Origin of the sequence: Psychrobacter sp. L7, from assembly GCF_002810365.1 — a bacterium.
Taxonomy (GTDB): domain Bacteria; phylum Pseudomonadota; class Gammaproteobacteria; order Pseudomonadales; family Moraxellaceae; genus Psychrobacter; species Psychrobacter celer.
On the sequence record NZ_NEXR01000006.1, the window covers coordinates 146760 to 163649 of the forward strand.

Genomic DNA, 16890 nt, shown 5'->3' on the forward strand with positions numbered 1-16890 from the left:
CTTAGGCTATTTATTATTTAAAAGTGCTTAGATTATGAGGGTTATGCAGGTACGATTCAAGCGGCTTGTCATACTTGCCTAGCCTTTAGAATAACTTACTCAATCTGCCGCTTGCCGATTATTGATACTATGTTGAGGTAAAAATTGTCTGTTGGCTACTGGCCGCGCCAGCAAAAAAGGTATGTAGCCGCTGTAACGGCACTCTAGGAAAAGGCAGGTGCAACGACAGTATCAAGCGCTCAAACGCTACCATCTCATCGGCCAATGCCTGCGCGGTAGCAGGTTCGATCTGCAGGCTTTCATAAAGATTATCAATCAGCCAAGTCAATTGCGGAAAGCTGGCATTATCATGAATCTGATAGAGTGTCGGCACCAGATCATCAGGGATGTGACAGCGCGTTTTACGAATCATACCGTTTTTATAATACATAGTTAGGGGCATATAATGGTACCTCTTTATTCAGTTAGAATGGCTGCATAACGCCTATATAAAGTTATAAGCGATTAGAATTTGGTACAGGTAGCTTTTGCTTGTCACTACTTGAACCATTATTTGAGCCGTTATTTGAACCACTGTTTGATAAGCTATATTTTGACCAGTTTACTCCAAAAACACCTTGACCACATCAGCCTTGTACAACACCTCTATAGTGAACTGACGATACAATATTCATCGATTAGCACTGTTGCCCAGTCCTGCCACGTAATAAAAACGAAAACCCGATGTCCAATAGTCATGGAAACATCGGGTTTTGTCTGTACTGGTATGTCTTATTCGGACATATTTGAGGCTATATTAAGAAAAAATACGCCCACAATCCAATAACGACGGTGGCAATGATGTTGAGTATTACCCCTGTGCGGACCATCTCAGACTGTTTGATCAACCCAGTACCGAAGACAATAGCGTTTGGCGGTGTCGCAACAGGCAGCATAAAGGCACACGATGCGCCAATACCGATGACCAGCACCAGCACCTCATGCGGCAGACCCATTTGCTCAGCAATCGCTGCAAATACTGGCACCAGCAGCGCAGCTGACGCGGTGTTTGAGGCAAACTCGGTCAAAAAGATAATAAAGGCTGACACTGCAATCATCACCAAGATCAGCGGCGCAGAAGACAGCGCACTTGCCACCGTCTCACCCAGCACCAATGACGCGCCCGATACTTTTAAGATCGTCGATAGCGCAATACCGCCGCCAAACAGCATGAGCACGCCCCAATCGGTATTATCCGAAACTTGCTTCCATGATACCAGACCCAGACTGACCACCGCGGCGGCCGCTGACAAAGCAATGACAGCATCGGTATCAGTGATATCGAGCGCTGCACCAATTTTTTTAGAAAATATCCAGCTGAAAGCAGTGATAATAAAGACGATAATCGTCACAATGCGCGGCTTGTTCCACGCGATTGGTGCTTCATCGAGTACAGTGATTGTGCGGTTGAGGTTGGGTTTTAAAAACACATACATCGCCCCCAAGAGCAGCGGCAATAACACCACCATCATGGGTACACCAAACTTCATCCAATCTACAAAGGCGATGTTAAGCGCTTTTGCCGCAATAGCATTAGGCGGCGAGCCCACGATGGTACCCAAGCCCCCAAGACTGGCTGAGTATGCGATACCCAGCAGCACAAAAACAAAAGTGCCGCGGTCTTTTTCACGATCCACTTGCGTGAGAATACCCAGCGCCAGTGGCAGCATCATCGCCGCTGTAGCGGTATTAGATATCCACATCGACAAAAACGCGGTCACGGCAAATATCAAAAACACCGCCGTACTTAGCTTACCACCTGACATCGATAAAATCTTTAGGGCGATTTTTTTGTCTAACTGCTGTACATGTAAGGCGGCCGCCAGTGCAAAACCACCAAAAAACAAATAAATAGTCGGACTGGCAAAGCTTTGTAGGCCAATCTTGGCATCAAACTCAGGTATGCCAACCAGCGCCCCGACCACTACGACCAGCAAGGCGGTGATAGTCACGTGTACCGCCTCTGTCAACCACAGCACACCGATAAAAAATAGCACCGCAAGGCCTTTATTGGCATTGACTTCAAAGGGTAACACGTTATAGATAATCATAGCGATAATGGCGGCGATGGCGACCACTATCAGCCCTTTACCCGTCCCCTTTGGAAAGGTATCGGTAAATAAATACTCGTTGCCATCATCAGGAAGATGGCCGTCTAGTTTTTGCTTTGACATAAAATGTCCTTATTGATCCAAAGACAGTGTAAAAAAAGACCCTAAAGATAAACCAAAGAGAGAGTATGAATTGTGATAACTGGCGCGTTATCAGAAAAAATAGGCTGTTATCATAGCAGATATATCGCAAAAAACGCGCCTGACAAAGCACTTGATTGACCTGTATCCATGCTCATTTATAAGAACGCTTTAAACTCAATTACTTATCAAAGCAACATTTTTTGCCATCGGTGGCGCTGCTAGCAAATACCGTTCTGCCAAGTAGCAAGGATCATGCGCCTTAGTTATAAGTCTTCATTTACAAATATTCAGTTACACATCGTCACTAAACACGCGTACACACCATATGTACAACACCACCATGCTCTTTCATACTAGGCCATGTCCTTAATCAAATTGACAGTAACTATTAGGAGCATTTCATGACAGATGACAATAAAACGGACTCGACCACAAAAATGGCTCGTAAAGATATCAATCAAGATGGCCTTGACCAAAAAGACCAGCAGCGTACCGACGACTCTGTCCTAGACATGATGCAAGGCATGCATGAGCACGAAGATCATAACGAAGAAAGCGATAAGTAATTCGCTGGTTTTTCAAATGTTTTTATAGTTTCAAGATAAGCGCATTGCCACTGACAACGCGCCATTAATGTATTGTTTGCTATAAGCGCTCATTATTATAATGAGCGCTTTTTTCGCTTATCTTTATTCTAAGTTATCTTTTCTCCGGCAAACGGTCTGAGACATAGTTATAAATAAATGCCGCACTGAGCACGATGCTAATGGGCACAAACAGCGTATCATAACCGACCTTTGCAAATAAAAACGCCCCAAGCGCACTACCACCACAAAAGCAGTACCAGATAACCGCTTGAAACCCTAAGGTAGGCTTGCTGATGGCACGACCTGCCAGCCAGTTTCCGATGGCCGCACCCATATCTGAGGTAAGACCTGTCAAATGAGTCGTGCGAATGACTGCCCCACTATAAGTCGCTACCATGGCGTTTTGTAAACCGCAGGCCATCGCCGCCGCCAGCTGCCCTAAATAGTCATGCTGCTGGTATAGCCAATAACTGAGCAGTAGTAGTGCCGCCTCAATATATAACGCGCGGCCATAACGTCGCCCAAGCTTTAGGGACGTCTGCCCGATCACATAACCGCTTAATATCGCACCTGCCAAAAACGACAGTAACAGCGCCCCGATATACAAGATACTACGGGCATCCATGTAAGCGATTGCAGCGGCAAACAGGCTCACATTACCCGTGACGTGCGAGACAGAAAGACGTGCAAAGCCCATCAGCGCCGCTGTATTGACGCAACCGGCACTAAACGCTAAAATCGCGCCGCCCCACAATATCCACTTTGGTAGTTTGGTGATCATATTTATCGTTTCATGGCTTAGGGCCAAAAAGCCTTTATTATAACCAAAAAAGACAGCCCATAGGCTGCCTTCTGTCTTTGCTAAATAATATCACTGAATATGTCAGTTCATGCACTTATCTTGAGCGGCTACTTTGACTCATCAGCCATCATTAGCTGCTCGCTGATGGCCACGGTATTGAACCCAGCATCCACGAACATAATCTCACCGGTGATACCTGAAGCCCATGGTGATAGCAAGAACAACGCTGCGTTACCGACTTCTGTTTGGGTGATATTGCGTTGTAGCGGCGCTATCTTTTCGCTGATATCAAGCATTTTTCTAAAAGATTTGATACCACTGGCGGCCAGCGTACGGATAGGCCCTGCTGATATAGCGTTGACACGGATGCCTTCACCGCCCATCGATGTCGCTAGATAACGCACACTGGCCTCCAAGCTTGCCTTGGCCATCCCCATAACATTATAGTTTGGCAATACTGAGATACTACCTTCATAAGTCAGTGTCAGCATCGAGCCATGACGCATGGCCAGTAGCGACCGCGCCTCTTTGGCCAGTGCTACAAAACTGTAGCTTGAGATATCGTGCGCGATTTGACTGCCCTCACGAGTGGTGGCGCTAACAAAATCGCCGTCGAGCTGATCCATTGGCGCAAAGCCAATAGCATGTACGACGCCATCGATACCATCGCCCCAATGTGCGGTGATTTGCTCAAAGCAAGCGGCGATAGAGTCATCTGAGGCGACATCACACTCTAACACCAAGTCTGCCTCAAATGCTTCGGCAGCCATATCTACCCGTTTTTTGATTTTCTCATTTGGATAAGTCAAAATCAATGAAGCGCCTTCACGGTGCAACGCTTCTGCGATCGCCCATGCGATAGAGAGTTTACTTGCGATGCCAGTTACGACAAATCGTTGTCCTTGCAGTAGCATAATATTTCCTTTTGAATCGTTCGAGAGTATAAATGCTCATTATAAGTATGATAAAAAGATGACTCATTATACACGAATTGATTTAAGTAAACAGTCGTAAACTGTACTTACTGATACAGATGCTGGTATCCTCTATGTTATGGTGATGCCTGATATCGATAAAACGCGCAACTCTGGCCACAGCAGTATGAAGTTAAGCCTTTTTCAAGTATAATCACAGCCCTTCCCAGCTTGCACAATTTTTATAAAAATCCCTTACAACCCTTGCTCATAATCGAGTGTTTGTAACTGAGGATTTAGCGTTAAGCTACACCCACATTTTGGATGGCTGCCAAACTTATGAGTAATACCCCCATCATCACTCCAGATTATAAAGAAAATATCGACTCTTATCGTCAATTGATTGACTCAACTGGCGAAGATTTAAATCGCCCAGGCTTACTAGACACGCCTGCGCGAGCAGCAAAGGCGTTTTCTTATTTGACGCAAGGCTATCATCAAAGCTTAGAAGAAGTCGTCAATGACGCGGTATTTCCATCGACCAATCGCGAGCTTGTATTGGTGCAAAACATTGAGTTTTACTCGCTGTGTGAGCATCATATGCTACCGTTTCATGGCGTGGCGCATATCGGTTATTTACCAAATGGTCATGTGCTGGGTCTGTCAAAGTTTGCGCGCATCGTCGATATGTTTGCTCGCCGCTTGCAAATCCAAGAAAACCTAAGCGAGCAAGTCGCCCAAACCATCATGGATGTGACAGGGTGTCGCGGGGTAGCTGTGGTAATGGATGCCTCGCATATGTGTATGATGATGCGCGGTGTCAACAAGCAGCAGTCAACCACCCGTAGTACCGCCATGCTGGGTGAGTACCTTCACGACAATCAAGCACGTAATGAGTTTTTGGACGCGGTGCCCAAGCGTCGGCCTGCGTTTTAATGTCGCAAGCAATTAAGCCTAACATCTAAACCCAGATAAACGCCCAAACAAAACCCAAAAAGGATACTGCGCTCAGTATCCTTTTTTGTCAGTTTTCGTCAGCCTTAGACGTTCGGCTTTACCTGAGCGATCCAGTCGCCATAGCCTTCTTTTTTCATCTGCGCCAGCGGTATAAAACGCAGTGCCGCAGAGTTCATACAATAACGCTTACCTGTCGGCGCTGGACCATCATCAAAGACATGACCCACGTGCGAATCAGCATAACGGCTACGAATCTCGGTACGGGTACCAAATATGCCTCGGTCGGCTTTTTCTACGACAAGATCTGCCGCAAGTGGGCGAGTAAAACTGGGCCAGCCTGTGCCAGATTGGTACTTATCACGTGAAGAGTACAACGGCTCGCCCGAGACCACATCGACATAAAGCCCAGGCGATTTATTATCCCAGTACTCATTGTCAAAGGCGCGCTCGGTATCGTCTTTTTGGGTGACTTTATACTGCATGGCTGTGAGCGACTGTTTTAGCTGCTCTGTTGAGGGTTTTATAAAGGCTTTTGGATCAAAACCAGTAGCGGTGGTTTGTACTGATGCCGTAGCCTCAGCCGCAGCAGCGCCACTGGTGTTTATACGTATGTCTGTCGCCTTTGTTTCTGTAGCGCTAGGCTTAAACTGATCAAAATCTAGCTCGTAGTCATCGCCATAGACGCTTTTGATAAACTGGTAGCGGCCAGAGTTGAAGGTATAAGCCTTGTAGCGGATTGGATTTTTTTTATAGTAGTCTTGATGGTAAGCTTCTGCAGGATAAAAATCGCTGGCTGCAACGATTTCAATCACGACAGGTTTGTCATAGACGCCAGAGGCTTGTAGCGACTGCTTAGCTGCTTTCGCTATCTGCTTTTCTTGCTCATTATGATAAAAAATTGCTGGACGATACTGCGTACCGCGATCGACGAATTGGCCTTTATCATCGGTAGGATCAGCGATACGCCATAAGGCTTGCACGATACCATTATAAGTGATTTTGGTAGGGTCATAATATACTTGTGCCGCTTCGGTATGGCCTGTGCCACCGGCTGATACCGTACTATAAGTGGGATTGGTCGATTGACCTCCTGTATATCCTGAGACCACCTCGATGACACCAGGTATTTTTTCGTAACCGGCTTCGACACACCAAAAGCACCCACCTGCAACCGTGGCCACTGCCAAGTTTGGATCAGTTGGGGCATAAGGATTATCAATAGAGCTGGCATTTGGCGGGCTGGTATTTTCAGTCGCAGCGCACCCGACATAAAACGCACTGCTGGCGACGATGACCAGCCCTAACCATCTGATTGACGGCCTATTACTCACCAGTGATTGATCTGTCATAAAGTGCTCCTGAGCGTTATATCATGTCATGATTGTAACGCATTGGTCTCACACAAATATGCCCACACTGTTATTTATATTCGTAACATCAAATGCATTTTACCAAAAAAACCTACTACTGCTTGGTAATAGGCGTTATGTCATCCAGCAGCGCCAATATACTGTTCACTGGCGTGTTTGATCTTTGTCAGGATGTCTTTGATTTCGGCAGGTGACAGATAGGTCGGCACCGCATAAGTATCACTGACCTCTTTTGCCGCCGCTTTTGCGATGTCATCAAAATCACTGGTGTGCATGCCTTTTACCGTTGGGTCGATGTGTAAACTAGCAATCAAGTCGCGCACTTGCGCGATAAGATGATCGGCGATCTCAGCATCACTATTACCAGCGTTGCCTTGCCTGATCATTCCTGTCTGCTTGGCCAGCTTGGCCAGTCTTTTTTTGCTTGCTTGACGATTGACGTCTAGCACATAAGGCAAGACGATGGCATTGGCACGACCATGAGGAATACCATAATACGCCCCTAGCTGGTGCGCGATGGCATGGACATAGCCAAGACCTGCTTTGTTAAAGGCGATGCCACCATAGTGCGCCGCTACTCCCATCTCTTTACGTGCTTTTAAATTACCACCATCTTGATACGCCAGTGGCAGATACTGCATGACAGATTTGACCGCAGACGCGGCATAATAATCGGTCTCAACACTGGCATTGGCACTCATCCATGCCTCTAAGGCATGCGTCAATACATCGATACCGGTATCGGCGGTGATATGGGATGGCATGCCTTGCATGATGGCCGGGTCGATAGCGGCTGCTAGGGGTACCATTCTGGGGTCAATCGACAGCGCTTTTTGGTGAGTTTTGTCATCAGACACCACCGCGCCTAGGGTCGCCTCTGAACCAGTACCAGCAGTGGTAGGAATACAATAAAGCGGTACAGAGGGCTTTTTAGCTTTTAAAAGTCCGATCAATTGCTCAGGCTGGCATTTATTGCCTTGGGCCATGGCGATCATTTTGGCCGCATCGATGACCGAACCGCCGCCGATGGCAATGATCGAATCGCACTTGGCGGCGACAGATTGGCGCAATCCTTCTTTAACCACAGCAAACGTCGGGTCTGGCGTGATACCATCATAGATATGGTAGCGGATATTTTTTTCATCCAGATAGTCGGTGACTTTGGCAGGGATGCCCAGCTTATTAAGCACAGCATCTGTGACGATAAAGACATGAGCATTGCCTTCATTTATCAGCATATCGCACAGCTCCTCGCATGAGGTCTCACCGACAAACAACATCGGTCTTCTAATCGGCACAACATAAGAAAACGCTTTTAGCACTTTGGCGCGAGTCTTGGCGACCGCCAGATAGCCTGCATGCTGTAAACCATTGGTATTGATCAATTGAGAGAGACGATTTGGGTGTTTCATGGGTACAAAAATCCTTTTTTATGGTGTCTTTAAACCATGCCAGATACCCTATCACTGCTGTATCAAGCAAACGACTGTTTAAATTTATTGTACCACTGCCGTTTTTGTGATGTCGCACTTACTGTGAACTGCCTTGTTCTACTTTTCACTTTGTTCTACTTTTCACTTTGTTCTACTTTTCACTTTGTTCTACTTTTCACTTTGTTCTACTTTTCACTTTGTTCTACTTTTCACTTTGTTCTACTGTCACACCACCTCGGCCAAACCTGTCGCAAACACGCTTAGCCGCTATCCTTAGCCAGCCAGTGCTCGTTGTCTCGTCCAAAAAACCAAATCATCACTATAGGTGCCAAAATAATTAGCCAAATACCGTAAGTAATCGGCAAACCTAGAGCTACAGCAGTATAGCTTAGCCCAATGACCACAAAGGCCATTAGTATCGCCATCATATTACGACTCGACTTACGGCACATCAGCTCCCGCAGTATGGTGAGGGTCAATAAAAATACGCTGAGCATTCCACTTAGCATCCCCATCGCATACGTTTGAGATATCACATTGCCATTATCACCAGCGACAGATTCTGTAACCAAATTGAGCATACTGCCGAGACCTGCAATCGAGGCAAAAATAAAAAAGTGACCATAGCCAAATAAAAACAAATCATGACGGCGACGTTCTTTGTTTAAAATCCTATCAAAGGGTACGATAAAATATAGCCACCATAACGAAAACACCAAGGCCACCAAACTTGAGCCTAAAAATATGATGGAGCTGGCGGCTGATGCTGAATGGGTCAAAAAGTATTGAATGGTATTGCTAACCCCGACCACGCCCTCGCCCAATACGATGATGGTAAGCAAGCCATAACGCTCGGCAATGTGCCCAGGATGCCAGTTATCAAACTGCTCTGAACGCGCCCAGACTGGCATCAGTAGCTCTGCTAGGATGAATAAAAACAAAGCAGGCGTCTGTAGAGCCGCGGGCAAAAACAGCCAACTTATCCATAAGGCTTGTAAGCCTAGCAAGCCCACCATACTACGCCAAGCGACTTTTTGATGACCTGGTACTTGCCGATAAACGCGCCACCACTGACTACAGCTCGCCAGCCGCATAATGGCATACCCTGTCACCCCAATCCATGTCAGCCCTTGCTCATAAAATTGATGAATATTGGCTGCTATCATCAACGAGCCAAACATCTGAAACATCACGGATATGCGATAAAACCAGTCGTCAGGGTCGTATCCCGAGGCAAACCAAGTAAAGCTGGTCCATGCATTCCAAAGGATAAAAAACGCCACAATAAAGGTCAAAAATCCCGATAAGTCATGCTCACTTAAACGGCTATAAAAACCATGAGCCGCCGCCGCTACGGCAATGACATAGACCAAGTCAAACAATAGTTCAAGCGTGGTCGAAGGCCTATGCGACTCACTGGTATCACGCGCTCGAATGGGTTTTATTTTGAGCCTACTTATCATCTATGGTGTTCCAGATTTTATAAATTCGTATAGTTATTTTATTCTGACGGCTTAGGGCGTGTTGAACATTCAAATGTGGCACTGGCGGCGGCTATTTTTCAGACAATACGCAGTGAAATTTTCGAAGCCTAGTCATTCTAGGATAGACAATTTCGCCATGTATTGGCAAAAAGTAGCCCCGCCCCGAAGGGCTGATGCTAAAATCACCCCAAACGGTGTTGTAAACCTAGCTAAGGCCTCAACATTATCGTCGGTTTACGCCTAGTTTGGTGCGATTTTATCTATCAGCAGTCCTAATATTTGAATGTTCAATACGCCCTAAACTAAAGCATACTCGCTTGCAATAATTGCTTGGCATACGGATGCTTTGGATTGTCAAAAACAGCTTCGGTCGCTCCAGACTCGATGCACGTGCCTTCTTTTAGTACCATAATATGCTGACACAGGGCACGCACCACTTTTAGATCATGACTGATAAACACATAACTGAGCTGTAGTTTTGCTTGAATCTCTCGTAGCAAACTGACCACCGTAACCTGTGTGCTACTATCAAGTGCAGACGTTGGCTCATCAAGTATCAATAGGCTTGGCTGCATGATTAGCGCACGGGCAAGCGCCACCCGCTGACGCTGACCGCCTGATAGCTCATGCGGATAGCGCTGCGCAAACTCACTCGGCAGATGCACGGTTGCCAGATTATCCATCACCGCCTGCTGACGGGCGACCTTAGACACGCCTTGTACCAACAGCCCTTCTTCAACTATCTGCATCACCGTCATACGCGGATTGATACTGGCAAAGGGGTCTTGAAATACCATCTGAATCTGCGAGCGGAATTTTCGCAGCTCACTCCTAGACAACGCCGCGATATCTTGGCCGTTCACCACAATCTGACCACTGACACGCGCTTGATGACTCAGTAATTGACTCAGCGCCAGGGCAATGGTGGTTTTGCCAGAGCCAGACTCACCAACGATACCGAGCGCCTGCCCTTTTTGCAGCGTCATATCGACGTTTTTTACCGCATTAAACCAGCGCTTGACGCCGCCAAACAGACTTTTTTCAATCGGAAACTGTACTTGTAAATGACTGACTTGCAATACGGTTGGCCGCTGGCTTTCATTCTCAAATAAATTCAGCGCTTGTCCAAAGTCTTGAGCTATGAGCGAGCGGGTATAGTCGGCTGCTGGCTGATTAAACACCTCTGCAGTTGGCCCCTGCTCAATCGTTTGTCCTTGGCGCATGACGATGACTTCATCACTGTAGCGCCTAACCAAATTAAGATCATGGCTGATGAGTATCATCGCCATCTGATGCTGCCGCTTGAGCTTATCTAGCAGCTCAAGAACCTCATGCTGAAGAGTGACATCCAGCGCAGTGGTCGGCTCATCAGCGATTAAGATATCAGGCTGCTGCGCCAATGCCATGGCGATCATTACCCTCTGGCGTTGGCCACCAGACAGCTCATGTGGATAGCGATGCAGCTTGTCAGCAGGGTCAGTAATATTGACATCGTCCAGCAAGGTGATACTCCTGTCTCGCCAGTGCTTTTTGGGTACGCCGCTTAGACGCAACGACTCGGCGATTTGCTTAGCAACGGTATGTAATGGGTTCAGCGCTGTCATCGGCTCTTGAAACACCATAGCAATGCGCTGACCACGGATAGCGCGCAGCGATGCATCACGTGTTTTATGGTTGCTTATCGGCAATGTTGTCATTTTTGCCGCGTCTGCCAACTGCACTTCACCTGTGACGCTCAAACTTTCGGGTAACAGTCCCAACAGTGCAAGACTGGCGATCGACTTGCCAGAGCCTGACTCGCCGACGATAGCCAGCGTCTCCCCTTGTCGCAGCTCGTACGTTAGCTTATCGACTAAAACGATATCTGCGTCAGTGGCGATACTAAGTTTATCTACTACCAGCATCAGCTTGTTTTGTACATTGCTATGATTGTCACCTAAAAGGCTGCTTTGTTCAGTAGTAGTTATCATATTGGCGTTTATCATCTTATCAGTTGTCATTTCAGGAGCGCCTCGGATCAAAGGCGTCACGCAGCGCTTCGCCAACGAAGATGAGCAAGGATAAGATAAAAGTCAGACTAAAAAACCCTGATAAGGCCAGCCAAGGGGCATCAAGGTTGTTTTTGCCTTGTACCATCAGCTCACCAAGTGACGGCGAGCCAGGCGGTAAGCCATACCCTAAAAAATCTAGCGCGGTTAAGGCAATGATATTGGCCGTTAGGATAAACGGCAACTGCGATAAGCTAGAGGCCAAGGCATTGGGCAAGATATGCCTCATCATAATACGGCTGTCCGACACCCCAAGGTTGCGAGCTGCGCGGACATAATCAAAGTTACGCGCCCGCAAAAACTCGGCGCGTACCAAACCGACCAACCCCATCCAGCCAAATAGCAGCATCATGGCAAACAGCATAAAGATGCTCGGACTAAATAGGCTTACCAAAATAATAATCATAAACAGCTGCGGCATCCCGCCCCACACTTCCATAAAGCGCTGGCCTGCTAAATCTACCCATCCGCCATAATAGCCTTGTATCGCCCCTACAATAATACCGATCATCGCCCCTGCCAGCGTCAAAGCGATACCAAATAACAACGACACCCGCATGCCATAAAGTATGCGCGCCAGCACATCACGGCCCAAATCATCCGTACCCAGCCAGTTTTGGCTATTGGGCGGCGCAGGATAAGGCAGACCCAGCGCAACATTTGGCGTCTGATCGGCAAAGGGAATGGGCGGCATCACATAAAAGCCTTGCTCATTAATCAGCGTTTGCACCGCAGGGTCTTTATAATTGGTTTCGGTCTCAAACACCCCGCCAAACGTCGTCTCAGGATAGGCCTTTAGCACGGGAAAATAGTAATCGCCTTGATACTGCACCAGTAGCGGCTTGTCATTGGCAATCACATTGGCTGCCATACAAAGGACAAATATCAGGGCAAAAATAGCGAGCGATACGACCCCAAGACGATTACGGCGAAAGCGGTTTAGGCGTGCTTGCCAGATAGGGCTTAAGCGGCGTTTTTTTGTCATCGTCATAGACGGACTTGCAGGCGCTGAAGGTAATGGTTGACTTGACATTAGCGCCCCTCAAAATCAATACGCGGATCAATGAGGTGATAACTTAAATCACTGATGAGCTGTAATAGTAGACCAACTAAGGTAAAGATAAACAGCGTGCCAAATATCACTGGATAATCACGCTGCTGAATGGCCTCAAAGCCAAGCAGTCCTAAACCATCGAGTTTAAAGATGATTTCAATAAGAAAATTACCGGCAAAGAAAATCCCAACGATGGCCGCGGGGATACCGGCGATGATAATCAGCATCGCGTTACGAAAAACATGACCGTACAGCACTTGACGTGCGCCTAAGCCTTTGGCGCGTGCGGTGAGGACGTATTGCTTACCCAGCTCCTCTAAAAAGCTAAACTTGGTCAAATAAGTCAAACCCGCAAAACCGCCAACCGTACTTGCTAATAGCGGCAGTGCCAAATGCCAAAAGTAATCCTTCACTTTACCCAAGGTACTTAACTGATCAAAATTCTCGGAGGTCAGTCCCTGCAGCGGAAAGATATTCCAGTAGCTGCCGCCCGCAAAAAACACCAACAGTATGACGGCAAACACAAACACAGGTATCGCATGGCCAATGGCGAGCAGCATAGCGGTGGCTTTATCAATCCCTGAGCCGTGATGCATGGCTTTGTAGATACCAAGTGGGATGGCAATCATATATATCAGCAGCGTACTCCATAGCCCAAGCGAGATAGAGACTGGCAGCTTTTCTATAATCAGATCGGTCACCGTCTGACCCTTAAAAAACGACTCACCAAAATCTAAATGGGCGTAGCTCTTTAGCATCAGCCAAAAGCGCTCAGGCGCTGACTTATCAAAGCCATATTGCGCATTGATCGCAGCCACCATCTCCTCAGATAGGCCGCGCGTGCCTTGGTAGGTACTATCATTGCCGCCTGCACTGCCCGCACCGATACTGCCGCCGAGCGCATTGTCTTTTGCGCCCTGCTCAATCAATGCCAGCTGCTGCTCCACAGGACCGCCTGGCGCCGCTTGTACAATCACAAAGTTCGCCAACAATATCAAAAATAGCGTCGGTAATATCAGCAGCAATCTTTTTAAGATATAACGACCCATATGGCAGCTTCCTAAAATAATTAGAAGTTGTTTTTCAGCTCACGTAGCGCAGCAAATACCGTCAGTGATTTATCATCATCGATCGCCATCTTGGCCTTGACACCTGCGATCACACTCGGCTCTTGTGTGCGCAAAAACACATTGACAGCACGCTCATGCGCTAAGGTCACCGGCAGTGTCGGGGTGCCTTGGGCGGTTTTTTCTTCTGCTTGCGCCAATGCTTGCTGCATCGCCTCATTGGCAGGCTCGATAGAGAGACCAAAGCGTAGATTGCTAGCGGTATACTCGTGTGCCGGATACAGTAATGTCTCGGCAGGCAGTCCGTTTAAACGCTTAAAGCTCTCATGCAGCTGCTCTATCGTTCCTGTAAACACGCGGCCGCAGCCAGCACTAAACAAGGTGTCTCCGCAAAAGCAATGCTTTTGACCATCGATATCTAAGACATAAGCCACGTGACTTGCCGTATGACCCGACACGTCCCATACTTGCGCCGCGCAGCCCCAGGCGCTGACCGTGCTGCCGTCTTTGATGGTCTGGTCCTCATCGACCGTATGCTCGCCATGAGCCACCAGATGCGTCATCGGATAAGACTCTTGTAGCTCTGCCACACCGCCGATATGATCATGATGATGGTGGGTGGTCCAGATAGACGTCAGCTCCAGCTCATTGTCTTCTAGATAAGCAGCGACAGGCTCAGCTTGACCCGGATCAATGACAATGGCTTGCTTGTTATTTTCATTAATGAGCGCCCAGATATAGTTGTCATTAAACGCTTTAATCGGGTGAATACGAATACTCATATCAAATCCTTACCAGTAGTTATAGGTGTTGCTTATCTTTTTATTTAAGTGTTGAGAATGGCTATTTTTGATAAACGATACGTTAGATCTTGGGTGCCCAAGCCATCGTTTATTTTTTCAAGTAGTTATTAACGCGCGCTTCGGCTGCTTTATCCACCCACCAGTAGTCGATTCCGACTGCATTGGTCGGCAGTGTGCCATTATGGCGATACTGATTCCAGTAGGCAACATTGGTACTAGATTTGCCATATAGCGGGACCATATAGTGACCTGCGCGTAGCAGACGATCAAGAACGTGCGTATATAAGACGATCTCGTCACGACTTTCGGCGTCGCCTAATTGTTCTATCACCTCATCTATCGCCGCGTTTTTGATACCTGCCGTGTTTCGGTTGCCCGTCTCATCGGCAGCGCTACTACCCCAAAACCCTACTTGCTCAGCACCAGGCGATAAGCTTTGGGCAAATTTATTGACCACCATATCATAATCAAAGCGGCGCATTCGCTCGTAATATTGTGGGCCATCGACTTGCCGCAAGGTCGCATCAAACCCTAGACGCTTGAGATTACGAATATAAGGCAGCAATACACGCCCCATGGCCTCGCCCGTCATCAGCATCTCAATCCGAGCACGCTTACCATTAGGCTGATATAGCTGCATATCGTCATAATAAAAACCTGCATCTAGCAAAAGCGCACGCGCCTTTAATAACCCTTCACGATTAAAGCCACTACCATCACTGGTGGGCAGTTGCCACTCCGTTAATACTGCACGGCGCTGTATCGGTTCAAGCTTAGATAGCAATGGACTCAATACCTGCATCTCGGTAGGCGATGGCGTACCAGTAGCCGCAAGCTCCGAGCCATGAAAAAAGCTTTGCAGGCGCTCATACTGCCTATGAAATAGTGTCTTATTCATCCATTCAAAGTCATAAGCGGCGCTCAGTGCTTGGCGCACGCGAATGTCTTGAAACAATGGCCGGCGCAAATTCATCACCAGCGCCTGCATAGGTACTGGGTTTTGACTGCTGATGGTTTCTTTTTTAATGAGCCCTGCTTTTACCGCTGGGAAGCGATAACCAGTTGCCCAATTAGAGGCTTTATTTTCTGGGCGAAAGCGATATTGTCCAGACTTAAACCCTTCAAAAGCAATCTCATCACTTTGGTAATAGACAAACTTAATCCTATCAAAGTTATAGCGACCGCGATTGACCATCAAATCTCGCCCCCAGTAATTGGGATCACGAACATAGCTGACTGAACGCCCCGCATCGACGCGGCCAAGCTTATAAGGCCCACTGCCCATGAGCGGCGTTAGGCTGATTTTTTCAAAGTCGGTATCAATAGAGGACTTGGCAAACACTGGAAACTGCCCGACTGTTAATAGAATCTCTTTATTATCATCGGAGGTAAAGACAAACTTGACTCGCCGCTTATCGACAATTTGGATGTCTTTGATATCTCCCAAATAGCTACGAATATACATCGGGCCTTTGTTTAATATGGCGTCATAAGTGGCTTTGACATCATGACTGGTGACCTCTGTGCCATCCCAAAAACGCGACGCAGGATTGATATGATAGATAATCCAGCTGGTGTCCTCCGGGTCGTAGGTGACTTTGCTGGCCAACTGCGGATACATGGTAAAGGCTTCATCTAATGATCCAGTCATCAACGTGTCGTACAGATAGTCGGTACCGACCATCGCCACCCCCGTGGTCATCCATTTATTGGCCGCATTAAAGGTGCCGCGCGCATCGAGTGACAGTGTGCCGCCTTTGGGCGCATTTGGATTGGCATAGGGCATATATGGGGCGTCGGCATATTCAGTGGTGCTATTATGACCAAGCGCTGTCGTGGTGACAGGCGCTGCCATAGCTATCGGCAGCCAGCTGATGACCAGAGCAAACAAAACGGTTTTTGGCAGGGCTTTTTTGGGCGTCATGGGGTATCAATAGACCTCTTTACTTACCGTACCTATCATCGCGAAAACGTGAGCATTATAGCCATAACACGTAAAAAACAATGCCAAGCTGCGCTCTCGGAAAATTTTATCATAACAAACTTAGGTTTTTTCACCTAATGATTTGCTGGATCGATGTCGTCATGATCGAGGCTTTTTTTGATAATAAAGTGCAGCGATGAGGTGGATTTACAT

14 protein-coding genes are annotated in these 16890 nt (G+C 47.4%); 2 read left to right on the forward strand and 12 right to left on the reverse strand.

The window, feature by feature from the left end:
- Positions 1-127: 127 nt before the first annotated feature.
- On the reverse strand, positions 128-442 hold the full coding sequence (locus CAP50_RS08010) for a hypothetical protein (RefSeq protein WP_153045436.1): 315 nt from the start codon (positions 440-442) through the stop codon (positions 128-130).
- 349 nt (positions 443-791) lie between these two features.
- Positions 792-2213 carry an SLC13 family permease gene (locus CAP50_RS08015; protein WP_100749654.1) on the reverse strand — a complete coding sequence of 474 codons (1422 nt, stop codon included), beginning with the start codon at positions 2211-2213 and terminating at the stop codon, positions 792-794.
- 422 nt (positions 2214-2635) lie between these two features.
- Here CAP50_RS08015 and CAP50_RS12720 point away from each other — a divergent pair, with 422 nt between their 5' ends.
- Positions 2636-2800: a hypothetical protein gene (locus CAP50_RS12720; protein ID WP_172953094.1), complete on the forward strand. Its 165-nt coding sequence runs from the start codon at positions 2636-2638 to the stop codon at positions 2798-2800.
- Positions 2801-2933: 133 nt separating this feature from the next.
- Here the strand turns inward: CAP50_RS12720 and CAP50_RS08020 are convergent, their stop codons facing one another.
- Entirely contained in the window at positions 2934-3602 is a 669-nt protein-coding gene (locus tag CAP50_RS08020; protein ID WP_100749655.1) for a YoaK family protein, read from the reverse strand.
- A gap of 128 nt (positions 3603-3730) precedes the next feature.
- A complete protein-coding gene (locus CAP50_RS08025) occupies positions 3731-4537 on the reverse strand; it encodes an enoyl-ACP reductase FabI (RefSeq protein ID WP_075100887.1) in 807 nt (268 codons plus the stop codon).
- 339 nt (positions 4538-4876) lie between these two features.
- On the opposite strand from CAP50_RS08025, the gene folE reads away from it, so the two are divergent.
- Entirely contained in the window at positions 4877-5473 is a 597-nt protein-coding gene (gene folE / locus CAP50_RS08030) for a GTP cyclohydrolase I FolE (protein WP_172953095.1), read from the forward strand.
- A 104-nt stretch (positions 5474-5577) separates the two neighbouring features.
- Here folE and msrB read toward each other — a convergent pair whose 3' ends face one another.
- From msrB to CAP50_RS08070, 8 genes are all read right to left on the reverse strand, one after another.
- Positions 5578-6843 carry a peptide-methionine (R)-S-oxide reductase MsrB gene (msrB, locus tag CAP50_RS08035; protein WP_100749656.1) on the reverse strand — a complete coding sequence of 422 codons (1266 nt, stop codon included), beginning with the start codon at positions 6841-6843 and terminating at the stop codon, positions 5578-5580.
- Positions 6844-6983: 140 nt separating this feature from the next.
- Positions 6984-8276 (reverse strand): iron-containing alcohol dehydrogenase, encoded by a 1293-nt coding sequence (locus CAP50_RS08040; RefSeq protein ID WP_100749657.1) that lies wholly within the window; start codon positions 8274-8276, stop codon positions 6984-6986.
- 281 nt (positions 8277-8557) lie between these two features.
- Positions 8558-9760 carry a low temperature requirement protein A gene (locus CAP50_RS08045; protein ID WP_241900708.1) on the reverse strand — a complete coding sequence of 401 codons (1203 nt, stop codon included), beginning with the start codon at positions 9758-9760 and terminating at the stop codon, positions 8558-8560.
- Positions 9761-10083: 323 nt separating this feature from the next.
- A complete protein-coding gene (locus CAP50_RS08050; RefSeq protein ID WP_446737508.1) occupies positions 10084-11751 on the reverse strand; it encodes an ABC transporter ATP-binding protein in 1668 nt (555 codons plus the stop codon).
- A gap of 31 nt (positions 11752-11782) precedes the next feature.
- Positions 11783-12814, reverse strand: coding sequence for an ABC transporter permease (locus CAP50_RS08055; RefSeq protein ID WP_424108345.1), 1032 nt, complete (start codon positions 12812-12814; stop codon positions 11783-11785).
- Between the two features lie 47 nt (positions 12815-12861).
- Complete coding sequence (gene yejB, locus CAP50_RS08060; protein ID WP_100749659.1) at positions 12862-13932, reverse strand: microcin C ABC transporter permease YejB; 1071 nt, start codon at positions 13930-13932, stop codon at positions 12862-12864.
- Between the two features lie 20 nt (positions 13933-13952).
- On the reverse strand, positions 13953-14732 hold the full coding sequence (gloB, locus tag CAP50_RS08065) for a hydroxyacylglutathione hydrolase (protein WP_100749660.1): 780 nt from the start codon (positions 14730-14732) through the stop codon (positions 13953-13955).
- 109 nt (positions 14733-14841) lie between these two features.
- The gene (locus CAP50_RS08070) at positions 14842-16677 is read right to left on the reverse strand and encodes an extracellular solute-binding protein (RefSeq protein ID WP_100749661.1); all 1836 of its coding nucleotides are present in this window, start codon (positions 16675-16677) and stop codon (positions 14842-14844) included.
- Positions 16678-16890 lie beyond the last annotated feature (213 nt).